Genomic DNA, 19,877 nt, shown 5'->3' with positions numbered 1-19,877 from the left:
TCACAACAAGATGGCGGCTGCCATATGCTTTCGGTCGAGTTTGCTGCTGATTTACATTGAATGTTTGTCAATAAATTCAGACACGATCCGGTTAAAAATGACGGGTTTTTGTGCATGCAACCAATGACCACATCCTTCAAGTGTTTTTGCCTGTGCCGCGGGGAATTGCGCCATGATAGCGCTTCTGTGCTCGCTAGTGACATAATTTGAGTCGCCGCCGCGAATAAATAGACTTGGTCCAGCATAGCTTTGTACTGGATTTGGCGTCTGATTTTGCCAGCCAATAATATTAGGATAACAAGCCTTTAGACCACTTAAGTTCATTTTCCAACGAAAACCAGTATCAGTGCGTTGTAGATTTTTGAGTAAAAATTGTGCCGTTGCTTCGTCAATACCATTGTCAATTAAGTGGTTTAGGGCAAAGCGTCTGTCGGTATGGCCTTCTAAGGGCAGGCTTTCTAATGCCGCAAACACTGTGTCGTGTCTTGGCTCATAGGCGACGGGGGCGATATCGGCTGCCACCATACTGATAATGCGTTCTGGAAAGGCTAACGCCGTCGCCATGGCGATTTTACCACCCATGGAGTGACCCACAATATGGGCGCGTTCAATAGCCAGTTCGTCTAGCAAGCGGATCATTGCAGTGGCGAGGCGAGGGTAGTCCATTTGATCCCAATGCTCACTTAAACCATGATTGGGCACATCGACACGAATAACTTGATACTGATTTTCTAATACTTGCCCTAGACCTTTGAGGTTATCTAGATTACCGAACAAGCCGTGGATCAAGAGCACTGCGGGTCCTTGGCCTGTGGAAACAAAGTTCATGGTGATTCCTGTTGGAGATTTTTAGCTTAGCGTGACGCGAATTGTGCCCTTAATGCCGTTGGCTTGACAAGTCAGTTGCCATTTCTATAGTGGGGGCGGCCAGTAACTTGTGTGCTTTTTCGGCAATTGTCGATTAACTGCTAGTTTGCTGTGCTATTTCCCGCACTTTTAGAATAATGGCGCTTTATCAGATTGATAGAGATAGATACACTGGTAACAGATCGCAATGATCTGCCCCGATCGCTGTGGTACACTTTTTTCGGTTAAGCCTGTCGAATAACAAAGGATAATTAAGGTTATGAAATATATCGAAGTAGATGAAGAGCTCTATCGTCATATTGCCAGCAAAACAGAACGAATTGGTGAGAGCGCCTCTGACATTCTTCGTCGATTACTCGGCCTGTCCGTCGATGCGGTCGAACAACCCCAGCCTTTGGCGATTAGCCAACCCAGTCTTGAAGCTGAACCTATTCAGCCCATCGCGGCGCAAACAGTGCCAGCAGTGAATGATTTTAGTCGCTTAGTCGATGAACATCAGTTATCGCAGCAAAAAGGCGCAGTAGGTCGTTTTCTGTTTTTGCTCGAAAGTTTGTATCAATTAGCCCCAGAGCAATTCTCACAAATTTTGCAGATCCAAGGGCGCGATCGTTTGTATTTTGCTCGCTCTAAGGAGCAACTGCTCGAAGCGAGTGCTTCGGCTAACCCAAAAGAAATTGGTGCAAGTGGTTTCTGGGTAACGAGTAACAACAATACCGCCAAGAAACGCACTATTTTATCGGAAGTTTTAGTGCAATTTGGTTGTGATGCGACAGTAGCAGCGGGCATCGCCGAGCGCGTTTAATCCTCGGGTGAGCCTGGTTAGTACGACATTTTTCTACTTTTTCTAATTGTAATTGAGTGCAGGAGAGCCATAGGTGGCAATACATCAAAGGGCAGGACAAATCGCTAATCAGACGGATCTGGTCAATATTCCAAAACTGATGAGCCATTATTACAGCATCACGCCAAATATGGATGACGTACAACAACGCGTCACCTTTGGCACTTCTGGGCACAGAGGCTGCGCTTCCAATGGCAGTTTTAACCAACAACACATTTGGGCGATTACCCAAGCTGTGGTTGACTACCGTCAATCGGCAAATATCGATGGGCCGCTGATCCTTGGGATTGACACCCATGCGTTATCCTATGCGGCCTATTTGTCGGCAATTGAAGTGCTGGCGGCAAATAAAGTCACAGTGAAAATCCAACAGAACGATGGATTTACGCCAACGCCAGTGGTGTCCCATGGGGTTATTTGCGCCAATCGTGAAGCCAATATTACGGGGGCGGCCCTGTCCGATGGTTTGATCATTACGCCTTCCCACAATCCGCCTCAAGATGGTGGGATTAAATACAATCCACCCCATGGTGGACCGGCCGAAGGTAATATCACCGCTTGGATTGAATCGCGGGCCAATGATTACTTGCGCCAAGCGTTAGCTGGCGTGCAAAAATTAGCGTATGCCGAAGCGCTGGCATCAGGCTATGTCAACGCCATTGATTTGATCACGCCTTATGTGGCTGATTTAGACAATGTCATCGACATGCAGGCGATTGCCAACGCTAAGCTGCGTATCGGTGTGGACCCGCTCGGTGGTTCAGGGATTTTCTACTGGGCTCCGATTGCCGCGCGTTATGGGCTCGATATCACCTTAGTTAATGATAAAGTTGACCCAAGCTTTAGCTTTATGCCGCTGGATAAAGACGGCAAAATCCGCATGGATTGCTCGTCTCCCTATGCGATGGCAGGGTTACTCGCCCATAAAGAATCTTATGATTTATGCCTTGGTAACGATCCTGACTATGACCGTCACGGCATTGTCTGCCCTGGTACCGGCTTGATGGACCCTAATCACTACCTTGCGGTCGCTATCGATTATTTACTGACGCACAGACCGGATTGGAGCGATAGCTTAGCAATAGGTAAAACCTTAGTATCGAGTGCGCTTATCGATAGAATCTGTGCTTTCCACGGCAAAAAATTACTCGAAGTGCCTGTGGGATTTAAGTGGTTTGTCGATGGTTTAGCCGAAGCCACCATCGCCTTTGGCGGTGAAGAGAGCGCTGGCGCGGCATTTTTACGCCGTGATGGCACAACGTGGTGCACGGATAAAGACGGCTTCATTTTAGGGTTACTTGCCGCAGAAATTCTTGCGGTGACAGGTAAAACTCCAGGTCAACGCCATCAAGAGCTAGTAAAACAATTTGGCCAAAGTTTCTATAAGCGTATCGATAGCCCAATCAGTCTTGAAAACAAGGCCAAATTTGCGTTATTGAATGCAGAAACCTTAAATGCCACTGTGCTTGCGGGTGAGGCAATCGAAAACGTGTTAACTCATGCGCCGGGCAATAATGCGGCCATTGGTGGCATCAAAGTGACTACGGCGAATGGTTGGTTTGCGGCGCGTCCATCGGGCACGGAAGCGTTATTTAAGATCTACGGCGAGAGTTTTATCAGTGAGCAGCATTTAGCTGAAATCATCAAAGATGCGCAGGCATTAATTGATAAGGCGCTGAACGCTTAATGCAGCAGTAGGTTTATAAAGTATCAAAAACAAACGCACTCAGATTTGAGTGCGTTTTTGTTTGTGTCTAATGTCAGTTATGAGTAGTTGATCTCATGCTGATTTGACTGTATTTAGTACTCGATATGACAACTCGGTAAGTTATTCTTATCAATGTAATTTTGGTGATATTCCTCTGCCACATGGAACTGTTGTAATGGTACTATTTCAGTCACGATATGGCGCAATCCCCAACGACCTGAGCGGGCAAAAGCTAACTTTGAGGCTTCTGCGGCCACTTTTTGCTCACGGTCGTGGAAGAAAATGGTGCTGCGATATTGGGTGCCAATATCTCCGCCTTGCATGTTCAGACTCGTTGGGTTGTGGTTTTTCCAAAATACATCGAGCAAGTTTTCATAACTGACAAGGGCAGGGTCAAATTCCACTTGCACCACTTCGGCATGGCCCGTTTTGCCTTTTTTGACTTCTTCATAGCTCGTCGCCGCATTATTGCCGCCCATATAGCCGCAGGTGGCATTGGATACGCCGTTCACTTGTCTAAAAAAATACTCTACGCCCCAGAAACAGCCGGCACCAAAGGTTGCTAACGCCATAATTAAATCCAATAGAAGTCTAGATGGCTAAGGATTGTGATAAAACTTGAGTGCAAAAGCAAGCCTCAAGCTGGAATATTTATCATGGGAAATTCTTAGGGAATGTCCTAAGAATTTAACAATCAGCTTAGTTGAATGTCATTCCGCTTAAAACTGGGTCCTACGGCAATAAATGTCTGAGAACAGCACTAAAAACATGTGTTAGTATTGAAGCCGTTTTTTAGGTGCGAGTGAGATTAACCGCGGTGAGATAAATGCTTAAGTGGTTATTACTGCCTGTACTTATGCTATTGCGCCAATACTGTTACACATCATTATAAGGAGAATTCTGTGTTACAAGCTCTGTTAGATTCAAAGGATTTTTTAGCGCTCACCTTAGCCCATCCTGAACAGTTCGATGGCGAATTTTCATTTAACTTAGGCGATCATACTCAAGTGGAAGTGTGGGATACCGGTGTTATTGTTTTCGAACCAATACAGAATGAAGGAAAAGATATTGTGCTTTCCTGCGGTGTTCACGGTAACGAGACCGCGCCCATTGAACTCTGCAATGGCTTAATTAAGCAGCTTTTACAGCAAAAGATCATCGCGAAACAGCGCACTTTATTCCTGATTGGTAATCCATTAGCGATTAATAACGGCACGCGGATTATCGATGAGAATATGAATCGTCTCTTTAGTGGTGAGCATTCCAATCCACCAGGGTTAGTGAACCCTGAGCGAGTACGCGCCAAAAAACTCGAAGCCTATGTCGACCGTTTTTATACCGCGGTTGCCGATGGTCGTCAGCGCATTCATTATGATCTGCACACGGCGATGCGCGCCTCGAAGCATGAAAAGTTCGCTATTTATCCCTATCGTCCAGGGCGCGCCTTTAGCGGCGAGCAAATCATGTTTCTAGCCGCAAGCGGCGTTGATACGGTACTTTTTCACCACGAACCGACCACGACCTTTAGCTATTTTTCCTCCGAACACTACGGCGCCGATGCCTTTACCATTGAGCTTGGCAAGGTGTATCCCATGGGCCAGAACGACATGACGCGTTTTATCGCCACCCATGAAATGTTCATGCGCTTGATCACCGCTAAGCCGTTGGCGCTGGATGAATTTGATGCCGATTTGGTTAACTTGTACCAAGTGTGCCGCGTCATCAATAAACATTTCGATGATTTTGAATTTACCTTCGCAACTGATGTCGAAAACTTCAGAGCTTTCCCGAAGGGCTTTGTTTTAGCGCGGGAAGGTGGGCAAGAAATTAAAGTGGAGCACGAGTTTGAGTCTGTCGTGTTCCCTAATGCCAAAGTGCCTATTGGCAATCGCACTGTGATTTGCCTGATCCCTGCGGTGAATGCGGACGTGCGTTAGGCTTGTAAAGCAATATATACATGCGTGGCAGGGATAACTTGTGGTTTGAGCTATGCCAATGGTTGATAGGTAGTTTACGTTAACGTAATGTCCGTCGGGCATATTCGTATAAACAGACGCATCAAAACGCTTTGATGCGTAATGAGATAACAAGAGCACAATATGAGCAAAGCAACACTCAACACTGATACAGTGCACCGTGTCGGCTTCTTGGATAAGGCATCGCTACACATTCCTATCCTTCGAATTCTACAAGCCGACGGCACCACTTATGAAACCGCGGTTTTGCCTGTGATAGATGAAACCTTAGCCACTAAAATTTACGATACCTGTGTATTCACTCGGGTACTTGATGAACGTATGCTTGGCGCCCAGCGTCAAGGGCGCATCAGCTTCTACATGACCTGTACGGGTGAAGAAGCGGCTATTGTCGGCAGTGTGGCCGCACTCGATCAAGAAGATGTGATCCTCGCGCAATATCGCGAGCATGCGGCGCTGCGTTATCGTGGCTTTACTACTGAACAGTTTATGAATCAGATGTTCAGTAACGAGAAAGATCTTGGTAAAGGTCGCCAAATGCCAATCCATTACGGCAGTGCGGCATTGCATTATCAAACGATTTCTTCACCTTTAGCCACGCAAATCCCGCAGGCGACTGGTGTGGGCTACAGCTTAAAAATGCAAGGTAAGCGCAAAGTCGCGGTTTGTTATTTTGGCGAAGGCGCTGCATCGGAAGGGGACTTCCATGCCGGTCTAAACATGGCCGCGGTACTGAAATGCCCAGTGATTTTCTTCTGTCGTAACAATGGCTACGCGATTTCTACCCCCACTGAAGAGCAGTTTGCCGGTAACGGTATTGCCAGCCGTGGTGTCGGTTATGGCATGCACACCATTCGTGTTGATGGTAATGACATGTTGGCCGTGTTAGCGGCAACCCAGCAAGCCCGTGCCTATGCGATTGAGCATAATGCCCCAGTGCTGATTGAAGCCATGACTTACCGTCTCGGCGCACACTCTTCTTCAGACGATCCCTCAGGTTATCGCTCGAAAGATGAAGAAGCCAAGTGGCAGCAACACGATCCGGTTAAACGCTTCAAATTATGGCTTATCAACAAAGGTTGGTTGGCTGAAGCGGATGATGTGAAACTGCATGAAAAATATCGTGAAGAAGTATTGGCTGCGGTAAAAGTGGCTGAAAAAATTCCTGTGCCTATGCTGGATGAAATTATTGAAGATGTGTACGACAAGCCGACGCCAGTGCTGAAAAAGCAACTCGCCGATCTTAAAGAACATATCAAGAAATATCCGCAAGCCTATCCAAAAAGTGCAGGGAGACTATAAGCCGTGGCTGAAATGAATATGTTACAGGCCGTCAATGAGGCCTTGTCGATTGCCATGCAAGCCGATGAACGCATGGTGGTTTTTGGTGAAGATGTGGGCCACTTTGGCGGGGTATTTCGCGCCACCTCCGGTCTTCAAGAAAAATTCGGTCGCGCTCGCTGCTTTAATACGCCGCTGACAGAGCAAGGTATTGCCGGTTTTGCCAATGGTTTAGCCTCAAATGGCATGACCGCCGTGGCTGAAATTCAATTCGCCGATTATATCTTTCCGGCGTTTGATCAAATCGTTAACGAGTCGGCTAAGTTCCGTTACCGTAGCGGTAATGAGTTCGATGTCGGTGGATTAGTGTTCCGTACGCCCTATGGCGGCGGTATCGCGGGCGGCCATTATCACTCTCAATCACCCGAAGCTTATTTTACCCAGACACCGGGATTAAAAGTGGTGGTGCCACGTAACCCTGAGCAAGCCAAAGGTCTGCTGTTGGCGTCAATCCGTGACAAAAATCCGGTGATCTTCTTTGAGCCTAAGCGTTTATATCGTGCATCGGTTGGCGAAGTGCCAGCGGGCGATTATGAAATTGAACTGGGTAAGGCTGAAGTGGTTCGCGAAGGTAAAGACATCACCTTAGTGGCGTGGGGCGCGCAAATGGAAATCCTTGAAAAAGCCGCCGACATGGCCGCTAAAGAAGGGATCTCCTGTGAAGTTATCGATTTACGCACCTTGTCACCCTGGGATATCGATACCGTTGCCGATTCAGTCAAAAAGACCGGACGTTTACTGGTTAACCATGAAGCGCCATTAACCGGTGGTTTTGCTGGTGAGATAGCGGCGACGATTCAGCAAGAATGCTTCTTGTATTTAGAGTCACCCATCAGCCGCGTTTGTGGTTTAGATACCCCGTACCCACTCATTCATGAAAAAGAATACATGCCAGATGCATTCAAAACGTTTGAAGCCATCAAAGCATCAGTGACCTTCTAGGAGTCCGGTATGATTAAAGATTTTATTTTGCCGGATATTGGCGAAGGTGTTGTGGAGTGTGAGTTGGTTGAATGGTTGGTCAAAGAAGGCGACACAGTCGTTGAAGATCAGCCGATTGCCGATGTCATGACAGACAAAGCACTTGTTCAAATCCCAGCGCCTTTTGCGGGCGTAGTCACTAAGCTGTATTACGCCAAGGGCGATATTGCGAAAGTGCATGCGCCGCTCTATGCCGTAAAAATTGAAGATGCCGTTGAAATCGCGGGCGAAGAATCTGTTGCGGCTGCAGCTGCGACAATCGCAAAAGCTGCTGAGCCAGTGGCAGTCACAAACGCGACCACGTCATCCAGTTCGTCTGTCAGCATTGAAGAATTCTTGCTACCAGATATCGGCGAAGGCATAGTTGAATGTGAGCTAGTCGAATGGTTGGTGAGTGAAGGTGATTGGGTTGAGGAAGATCAACCGATTGCCGACGTGATGACAGATAAAGCGCTGGTGCAAATTCCTGCCATTAAAGCGGGTAAAATAGCCAAACTGCATTATCGCAAAGGTCAGCTAGCTAAAGTACATGCGCCTTTATTTGCCATTGAAGTTGAGCAGATGGCTTCTGCACCTGCGACGACAATAAATACAGATACTGTGGCCAATGCCGCACCTGCAGCGCAGGCTGTGAGTGCAGAGCCTGCTCGCCAAGGTAAAGCCTTAGCCAGCCCCGCAGTTCGTCGCATGGCGCGTTCCTTAGATATCGACTTGAGCCAAGTACTTGGCACAGGAAAGCACGGCCGTGTGTATAAGGAAGATATCACTCGCTTCCAACAAGGCGCGAGCAATGTTTCTGCATCAAGTGCGACTCAGGTAAAAGAGGCGCCAGTTCAAGCGACTCAAGCATCTCAAACCCAAGTTCCAACATCTACAGTGACTCAACGCGCTGACACGGTTGAGCCGATTCGCGGCGTAAAAGCTGTGATGGCACGCATGATGGTGGAATCTGTGTCGAGCATTCCGCACTTTACCTATTGCGAAGAGTTTGATTTAACAGACTTAGTTGCACTGCGTGAAAGCATGAAAGTGAAGTATTCGTCAGATGAAGTGAAGCTGACCATGATGCCTTTCTTCATGAAGTCAATGTCGCTCGCGTTAGGTCAGTTCCCTGTGATGAACAGTCAAGTGAATGCTGATTGCACTGAACTAACTTACAAGGCGCGTCACAATATCGGCATGGCGGTGGATTCTAAAGTCGGTCTTTTAGTGCCTAACATCAAAGACGTGCAGGACAAGAGTATTTTAGAAGTGGCGGCAGAAATCACCCGCCTGACCCAAGCTGCCCGCAGCGGCCGCGTGGCGCCAGCGGATCTGAAAGACGGCACGATTTCCATATCGAACATTGGCGCCTTAGGTGGCACAGTGGCGACGCCTATCATCAACAAACCTGAGGTGGCGATTGTGGCCTTAGGTAAGTTGCAAACCCTACCGCGCTTTAACGTGAAAGGGGAAGTCGAAGCTCGCCAAATCATGCAAGTGAGCTGGTCAGGTGACCATAGAGTGATCGATGGAGGTACGATTGCTCGCTTCTGTAATCTGTGGAAACAGTATCTTGAGCAGCCTCAAGAGATGTTATTAGCGATGCGCTAAGCCGCTGGCACGAATAACTGACACTAAAAGGACGCTAAAAGCGTCCTTTTTTATTTGCTTTGCACAAATGGGTTAATCTTTTGATCCCGATTACGTATAATTCCCGAACGTAGTTATCCTGATGGATGTGTTATGAGTCAGTTAGCCCCCAGCCCATTTGCTCCAACAATAGAAACCATTGATTACCCGTTTCCGCCTAAACCAGTGCCTTTGTCCGATGCGCAAAAAGCCGATTACAAGGCGCGTATCAAGCAACTGCTCATTGAAAAAGATGCCGTTCTGGTTGCCCACTATTATACCGATCCTGAAATCCAAGCCCTTGCCGAAGAGACTGGCGGCTGCGTTTCAGACTCCTTAGAAATGGCGCGCTTTGGCCGCGATCACCCAGCAAAAACCTTAATCGTTGCTGGGGTCAAGTTTATGGGCGAAACCGCCAAGATTTTAAGCCCAGAAAAAACCATTTTAATGCCGACCTTAGAAGCCACTTGTTCATTGGACTTAGGTTGCCCAATCGATAAGTTCAGCGCTTTCTGCGACGCGCACCCAGATCATACTGTGGTGGTTTACGCCAATACTTCGGCTGCGGTTAAAGCGCGCGCCGATTGGGTGGTGACATCGAGCATTGCCCTTGAAATCGTTGAGCACTTAGACAGCGAAGGCAAAAAGATCATTTGGGGACCAGATCGTCATTTAGGCAGCTATATTGCCAAGCAGACGGGCGCCGACATGTTGATGTGGCAGGGCGATTGTATCGTTCACGACGAGTTTAAATCGAACGCGTTGCGCGATATGAAAAGCGTTTACCCAGATGCGGCGATTCTTGTGCACCCTGAGTCGCCAGCCAGTGTGGTGGCAATGGCCGATGCAGTTGGCTCGACCAGTCAACTGATTAAAGCAGCGCAGACCATGCCGAATGAGCGTTTTATCGTGGCAACCGATCGCGGCATTTTTTATAAAATGCAGCAGGCGGCGCCAGGTAAAATTTTAATTGAAGCTCCAACGGGCGGAAATGGCGCAACCTGTAAGAGCTGTGCCCACTGTCCTTGGATGGCGATGAACGGTTTGCAGGCCATTGAAGCGTCACTCGCCGACAGCGATAAAACCACCCATGAGATTTTTGTGGATGAAGACTTAAGAGTTAAAGCGCTGATCCCGCTGACGCGCATGCTTGATTTTGCCAAGACACTGAATATGAAAGTGAAGGGTAATGCCTAAGCCCATTATTTAGCTTTTCTTCAGCCTAATAAAAATCCCTACCATAGCGTGGGGATTTTTTATGTCTGTTGTTTCATCAAATTTAAGACAATAAAAAGCCCCGCAAATGCGAGGCTTAATTGAGTAACGCGGAATCTAGTGACTAGATTACTTTACGCTTACTTACTTGGCGTTCATCAGTGCAACCGCGTTATCTAACATACGGTTACTGAATCCCCACTCGTTATCATACCAAGACATCACTTTCACTAAACGACCGTTTACACGGGTTTGAGTGGCGTCAAAGTTCGAAGAAAACGCATTGTGGTTAAAGTCGATAGACACCAATGGCTCTTTGTTTACCGCTAACACTTCGCTCAATGGCGCAACGCTGGCAGCACGTTCAATAATGGCATTCACTTCTTCAACTGTAGTGTCACGGGCAGCGATGAAAGATAAATCCACGAGTGATACGTTAACTGTAGGTACACGAACCGCTAAACCGTCGAACTTACCTTGTAATTCAGGTACAACCAAACCTACAGCAGCAGCTGCGCCAGTTTTAGTTGGGATCATTGACAGTGCCGCAGCACGGGCACGACGTAAATCTGTATGGTACACGTCAGATAAACGTTGATCGTTGGTATAAGCGTGAATGGTGGTCATCAGGCCTGATTCGATACCAATCTCGTCATTTAACGGCTTAGCAAAAGGGGCTAAACAGTTTGTTGTACAAGAAGCATTTGAAATCACTGTCATGTCTGACGTCAGCACGTTGTTGTTCACACCGTAAACAACTGTGGCATCCACATTTTTACCTGGAGCAGAAATAATCACTTTCTTCGCGCCAGCGGTTAAATGTGGTTGAACGGTTTCTTTAGAAGTGAAGATACCGGTACATTCGAAAACCACGTCAACCTGTAGCTCTGCCCATGGCAGTTTTGCAGGATCACGTTCTTGGAAAGTGAGGATCTTATCGCCATTCACATAAATAGCTTCGGCATCATGGTCAACTTTCGCATTGAAACGACCATGAACAGAATCGTATTTTGTCAGGTGAGCGTTGATTGAAGCGTCGCCTAAATCATTAATAGCGACAATCTTGATTGGATAAGCTTTTTCGCTTTCGTACAAGGCGCGTAATACGTTTCTACCGATACGGCCATAGCCATTTATTGCTACACGGATAGTCATCTCATATCCCTCTGGTGATTATAAAATTTAACTGGTAGTAAAATTACCAAACTGACAGCTATCGTCAAGTTAAATCGGCATTTTTCCGCTGTCTTGATTAACAAATTAGGTATTTTTTTACATCGGTCGCGAAATCGCCATTTTTTACGCGTTAATTGGGTAAAAAATTACAAGATGGCAAACATTTTGCCATCAGTTGCTTAGTTTACTTTTTCGACAGGCGCAGGCGGCACCACCTCAGTTACAGTTGGCGCTTGGGCAACCGCTTGAGGATCAAGCCATTGTCTTACTGGGCTCATAGAATAAGTGCCCTTTTTTAGCGCATCGATAAGGGTTTGGGCTTTTAAATCGAGTTCAGTCGCCAGCGTTTTATTGCCACCGAGCAAGGCTAGCATTTTTTCTTCAGAATACTTCTGCTGCGTAAGTAGTAAATTTGCTTTTGTTAGCATATAGGATTTATCTAAAACCTGTTGCTGGCGATAGGCAGATGCGAGCCCAAGTAACCAGTTAACGTCGAAATCATCGTATTGGATCTCCGCAAAGACTTTAAGATAGAGTTGTTGCGCTTTGATGGCATTTCGATTGCTGTAATAGGTTGCGACTTGGGCAAGTAGAAAGGGGTCAGTCACTTCGCCGGCGTTTTCCTGTTCTAATAATCTATTTAACGCAGCGGTATCGCCAAAGCGAGTCCATTGGTAATAGGACATAAAAGGGTCTTGCCGTTCACGGGTTTGATCTTGTAGTAAACTTAAATTTTGAGTGCTTAGTCTAAAGGCTCTGGCTCTATCTGCTGTGCGATTGGTGTGGATGATATGCTGAACGCCAGAGGCGAGTTCAATGCAACGGCTGTAATCCTCAAGGTAGGTTAATTGTGAGTAGAGCTGCTTACCTGTGAGGTTTTCGTTGTCTTTTAACATGTAGCGGTTTTGGATAAGCTTGGTCTTTTCAGTCAAACACCAGCTGTCCTTATGCAAATCGGCACAAATTTCAGGATTATTTTTACAAATTGCTGAGATATTTCGGTCATTATCACAACCGAAAAGACCGAAAAAGCTCATCCCTAAGGTAAATGATGTAATTATTACTAGATTTTGTCTCAAAACACTCTCCAAACGATAATTTTTCTAATAAAATTACAGATTTACAGAAAATATCTTACTGGCAACAAAGCGCGACTTTCATTACAATGGCGCCGACCAAAACAGGGTTTTCCCTAAAACCCGCATTAGATTATTGGTCTTTTCGTCATGTTACTCAAACCTTTCAGTACATTTTATTGAAAAGTGGGATAAAGGATCTGTAAATGAGCGCTGATAAACACCTACAAAGTTGGCAAGAACGTTTTGAAATGGCAGAGGCGATGCAGCCTTTGTTAGGCAAGTTGTACCGTAACCAAGGCGTTGAAGTCGTGGTCTACGGCAAGCCGTTACTCAATGCTTCTACGATTGAAATCATTAAAGCGCACCGTTTAGTTCGTCGTCATGTCGGTGAAAAATTACGTTTACGCGAGAGTTTCCCCTTCGTTCAAGCTTTGAGCAAACTCGCAGTTAAACAATGTAAAGTGGATATTGGTAAACTCGCTGTCAATTACTGGCGCGACCATACTGATGTCAGCGAAATTGAAAGCTATATGGCAAAAGAATTGGCCGATGCTATCGACCATGCCGATGATGTCGCGCCGCGTGACGTCGTGCTTTATGGTTTTGGCCGTATCGGTCGCTTATTGGCACGCTTGCTGATTGAACGCACAGGTCGCAGCAATAAGTTAAGGTTACGCGCTATCGTTTTACGTGGCGGTAAGAAAGGCGATTTAGAAAAACGCGCGAGTTTACTGCGTCGTGACTCAGTTCATGGTCCTTTCAATGGTTCTGTTGAAGTTGACGAAGAGAACAACGCCATCATAGCCAACGGCACTTATATCCAAGTGATCTATGCTAATTCACCCGACGAAGTGGATTACACTAAATACGACATCAATGATGCATTGATTGTTGATAACACGGGTATTTGGAAAGATGAAGCGGGTCTTGGTTTACACCTTAAGAGCCCTGGTGCCAGCAAAGTATTACTGACGGCTCCTGCAAAAGGCGCGATTAAGAATATCGTTTACGGTGTAAACGAAGGCGATATTACCCCTGAAGACATTATCGTTTCAGCGGCGAGTTGTACCACCAATGCTATTACGCCAGTACTGAAAGCTGTGAATGATAAATATGGTATCGAGAATGGTCACGTTGAAACGATTCATTCTTATACCAACGATCAAAACCTGATTGATAACTATCATACCGCTGACCGTCGTGGCCGTAGTGCACCATTAAACATGGTGATCACTGAAACGGGTGCAGCAAAAGCGGTTGCTAAAGCTTTGCCTGCATTAGCTGGTAAGTTAACAGGTAACGCGATTCGTGTGCCGACGCCTAACGTCTCTATGGCGATCATCAGCATGAACCTGAATGCTGAAACCAGTAAAGATGAGCTTAACGAGTATCTGAAAGATACGGCGTTACAATCACCACTGCAAAATCAAATTGATTACACAGACTCTACTGAGATTGTATCGAGCGATTTAGTGGGTTCTCGCTACGCGGGTGTGGTTGATTCACAAGCGACTATTGCAGAAGGCAAGCGTGCCATTCTTTATGTATGGTATGACAACGAATTTGGTTACAGTTGCCAAGTGGTTGGCGTAATGCAAACTATGTTAGGTTTAACGACGCTATCACTACCTGCGTAAATTGCCCGCGTAGTTTTTGCTCGAGTGATTAATGACTTTGCCTAACCTTTGAATAAAGCGCCCAATAGGGCGCTTTTGTTTTTCTATACTTCTACAATTTTATTGGACTCGACTCCATGATCCCCTGTTTATCTGCCGCGTTTAATTAGCGGTAGCATCGGCATCAGTATCGGTACAAAGCCTAAATTGATGAATGAAACATCAACTTTACTGAGGTGTGGCGGTTTATTGGGCAAACGATGCGGCTTAGATCATTTTTTAAAAATTGTTGATTGACTCTGAGGTCTAAATCGGTAGAATGCCAATCCGCAGTCAGGGGAAAGCATGCCGAGCATGAGTTCAAATGATTAAGCGCAATGATAGGCGACATTAGCTCAGTTGGTAGAGCGATACCTTGCCAAGGTATAGGTCATCGGTTCGAACCCGATATGTCGCTCCAAATTTTAATAAATTTGGCAGTTTGGGCGCGATGGCAGAATGGCTATGCTGCGGATTGCAAATCCGTCGATCTCGGTTCGACTCCGGGTCGCGCCTCCATAGATTAAAGTATTAATGACATGATTCCCGTTGTTAATATAAAGAGTTTGCCCGAGTGGTGGAATCGGTAGACACAAGGGATTTAAAATCCCTCGCTGGTAACAGCGTGCCAGTTCAAGTCTGGCCTCGGGTACCAAAAAACAAAAAAGCCCTGACTGATGTCAGGGCTTTTTTGCTTTGTAACTTCTACATCTACATCTACATCTACATTTCATGATTCTTAATCTAGTATCACTACAGCTATAGATTGGTTAGGCCCAAGCCCACTATTTTACTCATTCAGTATTGCGACTTCTGACCTGTTTCTTTTCTACAATACAAAACTGAGTGATTTTGTGATCTAGATGTTGTAAATGGCTTTATTTAAGTAATGTCACTATTTGGATAATAATTGCGTAATAAAATGTACTTTTTATTATTGAATCGACAATAGTGTAATAATTTCCCTAAGAAGGGGCTTAAGTCGCTATTACCCCCTTAAAGACAGTGGTATAAATAAGCCGAAATTTCCCCTACACGCGCATATTAGGATACGTAGTCATGATTTTCTCTCAAGTATTACTCGCACCCGCTGATCCAATTCTTGGTTTAACCGATACCTTTAAAGCTGATCCGCGTCAGGATAAAGTTAATCTTGGTGTTGGCATTTATAAGGATGAGGCAGGACAGACTCCCGTTCTGGCTTCAGTGAAAAAAGCCGAGGCCATTTTACTTGAGCAAGAGAAGACCAAAAACTACTTAGGCATTGAAGGCGTTCAAGCTTATAACCGTGTAGTACAAACCTTGTTGTTCGGCGAAGGCAGTGCATTAATTTCTTCTGGCCGTGCTGCCACAGCGCAAGCTCCTGGTGGTACAGGAGCACTGCGTATTGCTGCTGAGTTTTTACTGCGTAATACCGATTCGCACACTATTTGGGTGAGCAATCCAACGTGGGCCAACCATCAAAATATTTTTGAAACGGCGGGTTTAACGGTTAAAGAGTACGGTTATTACAAAGCAGAAGCCCATGACATCGATTTCGATACCATGATGACTGACTTGTCTCACGCCAATGCGGGCGATGTCGTGCTGCTACACGGTTGCTGCCATAACCCAACGGGTATCGATTTAACGTTGGCGCAATGGGAACTTGTTGCTCAATTGTGTGCTGATAAGAAACTCGTGCCACTGTTTGACTTTGCTTATCAGGGTTTTGGTGCTGGCATTGAAGAAGATGCGGCAGGTCTGCGTTTAGTCGCGTCTAAAGTGTCTGAGTTACTGGTCGCTAACTCTTTCTCTAAAAACTTTGGTCTATACAACGAGCGTATTGGCGCCGTGACTGTGGTGGCTGAAGATGCTGATGCTGCCGTACGTGCTTTTAGCCAAGTGAAACGTACCATACGCGCCAACTATTCTAATCCGCCAGCCCACGGCGCACTGATCGTCAGCACGATATTAAATGATGCAGCTCTGAAAGCCATGTGGGTGCAGGAAGTCAAAGAGATGCGTGAACGTATCGCCGAAATGCGTACTCTGTTTGTTGATAGCTTAAAGGCTGAGGGTGTGACTCAGGACTTCAGTTTTATTTCTCGCCAAAATGGCATGTTCAGTTTCTCAGGTTTAAACAAAGCCCAAGTGGCACGTTTGAAAGACGAATTTGGTGTTTATATTGTCGGCTCTGGACGCATTAGCGTTGCAGGCATGACTAAGACGAATATGCCTGTTATCTGTAAAGCCATAGCACAAGTGTTGTAATGGTTATTGCAGCCTTATAGACAGACTAAAGGGACATTCCTTTTAGCTTTACAATATAAAGGACAGCACTTGCTGTCCTTTATTATTTCGATTGAATGATTAACAGGTAAGCGTTAGCAGGCAAGCGGTTGTTGAGTGAGATCATTGATCCGCAGCAGGGCGCTTAATGCATCTAATAAGTTCGCTTGATCATGTAGATTGGGATTATGGCGGTTCTTCAACGGAAAATAGTTGATCAGTGGCCCTAAACGCGTTTGTTCACCGTGGCGAAGTACTTTGTGAATAATGGGCTTGCCAATCACTTGGTGACACCAAGCGATACGTTGCTCAATGCTAAACCGACCCGCGGGTGAGGCCTCTTCGGCCAGGTTATCGATAAAGATCACCTGTGCTTTAGTAGCGGCGAGGCTTTTCGCGAACTTAGGTAACAGCAGCGGCGGCATGATACTGGTTAAGAAACTCCCAGGGCCTAGGATAACTAAATCTGCGTGCCGAACGGCCTCACAGGCTTCAAAGGTGGCATCGACCTGTGGCTCAAGGCAGAGCGCGATAGGCGCTTCATCCATACTGTCGACATTGATCTCCCCAAAGACTTTACTGCCACAGGCTTGCAGGGCCACTAAGTGAGTGGGCTGCTCTGACATGGGAATAAGTTGGGTTTCTATCTTAAGTAAGTTACGGATGAGATTAACTGCTTCTAATGGACGAACGCAGAGTTGATCAAGAGCCAGTAAAATTAAATTACCTAAATTATGGCCACTGAGTTCAGTGGCACCTTGGAAACGATATTCGAACAATTGCGAGCCAACGGAAGGACGATTAGCTAAATGGGATAAGCAGTTACGTAAATCACCCCAAGCAATACAGTCTTGCTCGGCTCTCAGTCGACCAGTAGAACCGCCATTATCAGTGGTGGCGACAATCCCTGTAAGGCGGTTGCCTAAAAAATCGAGCGAGGATAATACTCGGCCTAAACCATGGCCTCCGCCAATGGCGACGACACGTTCAAATTGATTTAACATCAAATGCTGCATCTGGGTTTTTCCTTCCTGAATACCCGAAAATTTAATGTCATAGCCATCCATTGTCGCTATAAGCGGGATGACTCATGAGCCGTTGTGCAATGGTGATAACGCTAAGGAACCTTAGTATAAATACTCAGTCAAATGCTTGCATCTATAAATGACGGCGTAATAGCAAGCTCGACTCGATAATGGTGCCTCAGGCGTAATATTGTACCTGAGTTCGTGATCATGATGATGGGCAAATTTCGTGAAATCTGACAAATAGCTTATAATCCGGCCTTTATTTGCCCAATAAGGGCGTTACACCTAAGGTGAATGATTGAAAACGGGTAGAATCGGTTCGTTTACATTGGCATTAGCCATGGTCATAGTGGCGATTTTTGCATTACGAGTTTGGATCATTCCTCACTCGAATGACTCATCCGCTATTGCGCCCCAATTCGTTAGCGATGTCGATCCTGTTACGCAAGTCCCTGACTTTTCAGCGATCAGCGACATTACCGAAAAGAAGAAAGCTTTTTTTGATTTCCTGCGGCCGATTGTTCAGCAACAGAATGCCATTATCTTGATGGAGCGTGGCTTTATCAATGAGATGCTTGCCTTAGTCGATAATGGTGAGAGTTTATCTGATACCGAATTAGCGCAGATCAATGCGTTATTCGATAAATACCAATATGCGGCGCGTAACGTAGATGCTAAGTCATTAGCAAGCTTACTTAAACGTGTAGATATCGTGCCGGAATCTATGGTGTTAATTCAAGCCGCGAATGAATCGGGTTGGGGGAGTTCACGTTTTGCTAGAGAAGGTTTTAACTTTTTTGGTGAATGGTGTTTTACTTCTGGCTGCGGCATAGTGCCGTCCTCACGTGGTTCGGGTAAAAGTCATGAGGTGAAAGTGTTTTCATCGGTCGATGAATCGGTTTCATCCTATATGCGTAATTTAAATTCTAATACTGCCTATGCGTTATTTCGCTCTATTCGAGCTGATTTACGTTCACAGGAGCTAGAGCCAACAGCGGATCAATTGATTTACGGTTTAGTGAATTATTCTGAAAGACAAGAAGCTTATATTGATGAGCTGCTTGATATGTTACGTCATAATGAAAAATATTTGGTGAATGTCGATGTATAAAAAACTGTTGTTTAGTAGCCTGTTCTTTTTGGCAACTAGCGCCGCTGCAGAAACCGTATCCCTTGAATATAAAGGCTTTTATGATAGGTTAAAACAAGTCAATAAAGGCGGTTATCAACTCGTGGAAGTGGCTTTTAGTGTTCCAATGCAAAAGAATTGTTTGATCCAAAGTGGTTCTATTTCCAGTGAAAAAACCTCAACGCCACTGACGTATACTGATGCTCAGCGGTTATTTATTCCCTTAGATGATGATTTAAAAGATCAGCGAGCTTTGGTTAATCTGAATTTCGCTGGCAGCGCTGAGGGATGTGGTATTGCAATGCAAGTTAGAGCAAAACAGACATTAGCCGAGTACGATAAAACGCGCTTACAACAAATCATGACTGAGATGGACACGCTGCTCGGTGCTATGCAAGGCTTCCCGATGCGTTATTTTAGGGAATCCATTACTGGCTTAAACTTTGAATTCTCACCTGAACAAGAAGTCTATGTACGCCTTAATGGCCGTGAAAAAGCGATAAAAGGCAGTTATAAATTAGCCGCTAATGAACTTGAAAGCATCACCACGCTCAGCTTCAGTGCCCAGCCATTAGTGTTGAGTCCTTGGGTGAAGTAATCATCTTTGTATCTTGAATAGGTGTCTTGAGATAAGCGATTCAGAAGCGCTGGCTCAAAGATAAACTTATTCTGTAGCCATAAAAATGCCCACATTAAGTGGGCATTTTTGTTGTGTTAATTTATCTTGTTTACTTTCGTTGCGTTAACTTGAGGGTCCGCCGGGATTCTGGAAATTTCCGCCAAAATCAGATTAAGCAATTGTTATTAATAGAAAAGCCTTGATTTTTTAATATTGCTACTCTTTAGTCCAAGGAACGATCTATGCATCATGTCTTTTTGCACATTGGGACGAGATTTCAGTGACTGTAGTTCTGTTCTATGCAGTATTTTTATCTATCCGCAGTGTAGTGCTGTCTCTAGCGACGTATGTGAGATGCAGCTATAGATATTAATTTTCCC

At 45.7% G+C, this 19,877-nt stretch carries 16 protein-coding genes and 3 tRNA genes; 14 read left to right on the top strand and 5 right to left on the bottom strand.

Features of this window, described 5'->3' with window-relative positions; translation table 11 throughout:
• Positions 1–51 precede the first annotated feature (51 nt).
• Positions 52–828, bottom strand: coding sequence for an alpha/beta fold hydrolase (locus tag L5M49_RS20800; protein WP_263266779.1), 777 nt, complete (start codon positions 826–828; stop codon positions 52–54).
• Between the two features lie 298 nt (positions 829–1,126).
• Here L5M49_RS20800 and seqA point away from each other — a divergent pair, with 298 nt between their 5' ends.
• Complete coding sequence (gene seqA, locus L5M49_RS20795; RefSeq protein WP_198573466.1) at positions 1,127–1,669, top strand: replication initiation negative regulator SeqA; 543 nt, start codon at positions 1,127–1,129, stop codon at positions 1,667–1,669.
• A 73-nt stretch (positions 1,670–1,742) separates the two neighbouring features.
• On the top strand, positions 1,743–3,395 hold the full coding sequence (gene pgm, locus L5M49_RS20790) for a phosphoglucomutase (alpha-D-glucose-1,6-bisphosphate-dependent) (RefSeq protein ID WP_263266778.1): 1,653 nt from the start codon (positions 1,743–1,745) through the stop codon (positions 3,393–3,395).
• A gap of 113 nt (positions 3,396–3,508) precedes the next feature.
• Here the strand turns inward: pgm and msrA are convergent, their stop codons facing one another.
• The gene (msrA, locus tag L5M49_RS20785) at positions 3,509–3,988 is read right to left on the bottom strand and encodes a peptide-methionine (S)-S-oxide reductase MsrA (RefSeq protein WP_263266777.1); all 480 of its coding nucleotides are present in this window, start codon (positions 3,986–3,988) and stop codon (positions 3,509–3,511) included.
• 330 nt (positions 3,989–4,318) lie between these two features.
• Here msrA and astE point away from each other — a divergent pair, with 330 nt between their 5' ends.
• From astE to nadA, 5 genes are all read left to right on the top strand, one after another.
• The gene (gene astE, locus L5M49_RS20780) at positions 4,319–5,353 is read left to right on the top strand and encodes a succinylglutamate desuccinylase (protein WP_263266776.1); all 1,035 of its coding nucleotides are present in this window, start codon (positions 4,319–4,321) and stop codon (positions 5,351–5,353) included.
• Between the two features lie 162 nt (positions 5,354–5,515).
• The gene (locus tag L5M49_RS20775) at positions 5,516–6,694 is read left to right on the top strand and encodes a thiamine pyrophosphate-dependent dehydrogenase E1 component subunit alpha (protein ID WP_006081586.1); all 1,179 of its coding nucleotides are present in this window, start codon (positions 5,516–5,518) and stop codon (positions 6,692–6,694) included.
• A 3-nt stretch (positions 6,695–6,697) separates the two neighbouring features.
• Complete coding sequence (locus tag L5M49_RS20770; RefSeq protein WP_028759982.1) at positions 6,698–7,675, top strand: alpha-ketoacid dehydrogenase subunit beta; 978 nt, start codon at positions 6,698–6,700, stop codon at positions 7,673–7,675.
• Positions 7,676–7,684: 9 nt separating this feature from the next.
• A complete protein-coding gene (locus L5M49_RS20765) occupies positions 7,685–9,307 on the top strand; it encodes a dihydrolipoyllysine-residue acetyltransferase (RefSeq protein ID WP_263266775.1) in 1,623 nt (540 codons plus the stop codon).
• 132 nt (positions 9,308–9,439) lie between these two features.
• Positions 9,440–10,522, top strand: a complete 1,083-nt coding sequence (gene nadA / locus L5M49_RS20760) for a quinolinate synthase NadA (protein WP_028759980.1) — start codon at positions 9,440–9,442, stop codon at positions 10,520–10,522.
• A gap of 162 nt (positions 10,523–10,684) precedes the next feature.
• On the opposite strand, the gene gap is transcribed toward nadA, so the two are convergent.
• Positions 10,685–11,695, bottom strand: a complete 1,011-nt coding sequence (gap, locus tag L5M49_RS20755) for a type I glyceraldehyde-3-phosphate dehydrogenase (protein ID WP_006081590.1) — start codon at positions 11,693–11,695, stop codon at positions 10,685–10,687.
• A 200-nt stretch (positions 11,696–11,895) separates the two neighbouring features.
• Positions 11,896–12,795 (bottom strand): DUF2989 domain-containing protein, encoded by a 900-nt coding sequence (locus tag L5M49_RS20750; RefSeq protein WP_263182346.1) that lies wholly within the window; start codon positions 12,793–12,795, stop codon positions 11,896–11,898.
• Positions 12,796–12,998: 203 nt separating this feature from the next.
• Here L5M49_RS20750 and L5M49_RS20745 point away from each other — a divergent pair, with 203 nt between their 5' ends.
• The 5 genes from L5M49_RS20745 to L5M49_RS20725 all read left to right on the top strand — a co-directional run bounded on the left by L5M49_RS20745 (position 12,999) and on the right by L5M49_RS20725 (position 16,703).
• Complete coding sequence (locus tag L5M49_RS20745; protein ID WP_028759978.1) at positions 12,999–14,432, top strand: glyceraldehyde-3-phosphate dehydrogenase; 1,434 nt, start codon at positions 12,999–13,001, stop codon at positions 14,430–14,432.
• Between the two features lie 363 nt (positions 14,433–14,795).
• A tRNA-Gly gene (locus tag L5M49_RS20740) sits at positions 14,796–14,871 on the top strand.
• Positions 14,872–14,895: 24 nt separating this feature from the next.
• A tRNA-Cys gene (locus L5M49_RS20735) sits at positions 14,896–14,969 on the top strand.
• Between the two features lie 49 nt (positions 14,970–15,018).
• Positions 15,019–15,105, top strand: a tRNA-Leu gene (locus L5M49_RS20730).
• Between the two features lie 404 nt (positions 15,106–15,509).
• Entirely contained in the window at positions 15,510–16,703 is a 1,194-nt protein-coding gene (locus L5M49_RS20725) for an amino acid aminotransferase (RefSeq protein ID WP_105252476.1), read from the top strand.
• A 113-nt stretch (positions 16,704–16,816) separates the two neighbouring features.
• On the opposite strand, the gene L5M49_RS20720 is transcribed toward L5M49_RS20725, so the two are convergent.
• Positions 16,817–17,737 carry a YvcK family protein gene (locus tag L5M49_RS20720; RefSeq protein WP_263143457.1) on the bottom strand — a complete coding sequence of 307 codons (921 nt, stop codon included), beginning with the start codon at positions 17,735–17,737 and terminating at the stop codon, positions 16,817–16,819.
• Positions 17,738–18,047: 310 nt separating this feature from the next.
• Here L5M49_RS20720 and L5M49_RS20715 point away from each other — a divergent pair, with 310 nt between their 5' ends.
• On the top strand, positions 18,048–18,860 hold the full coding sequence (locus tag L5M49_RS20715) for a glucosaminidase domain-containing protein (RefSeq protein ID WP_263266774.1): 813 nt from the start codon (positions 18,048–18,050) through the stop codon (positions 18,858–18,860).
• Positions 18,853–19,476: a DUF2987 domain-containing protein gene (locus L5M49_RS20710; protein WP_263266773.1), complete on the top strand. Its 624-nt coding sequence runs from the start codon at positions 18,853–18,855 to the stop codon at positions 19,474–19,476. The genes L5M49_RS20715 and L5M49_RS20710 overlap by 8 nt, the downstream gene beginning before the upstream one ends.
• Positions 19,477–19,877 lie beyond the last annotated feature (401 nt).

The sequence above is a fragment of the Shewanella sp. SM74 genome (assembly GCF_025653725.1).
Lineage (GTDB): Bacteria > Pseudomonadota > Gammaproteobacteria > Enterobacterales > Shewanellaceae > Shewanella > Shewanella oncorhynchi.
This window is presented reverse-complemented; position numbering and strand designations above follow the sequence as displayed.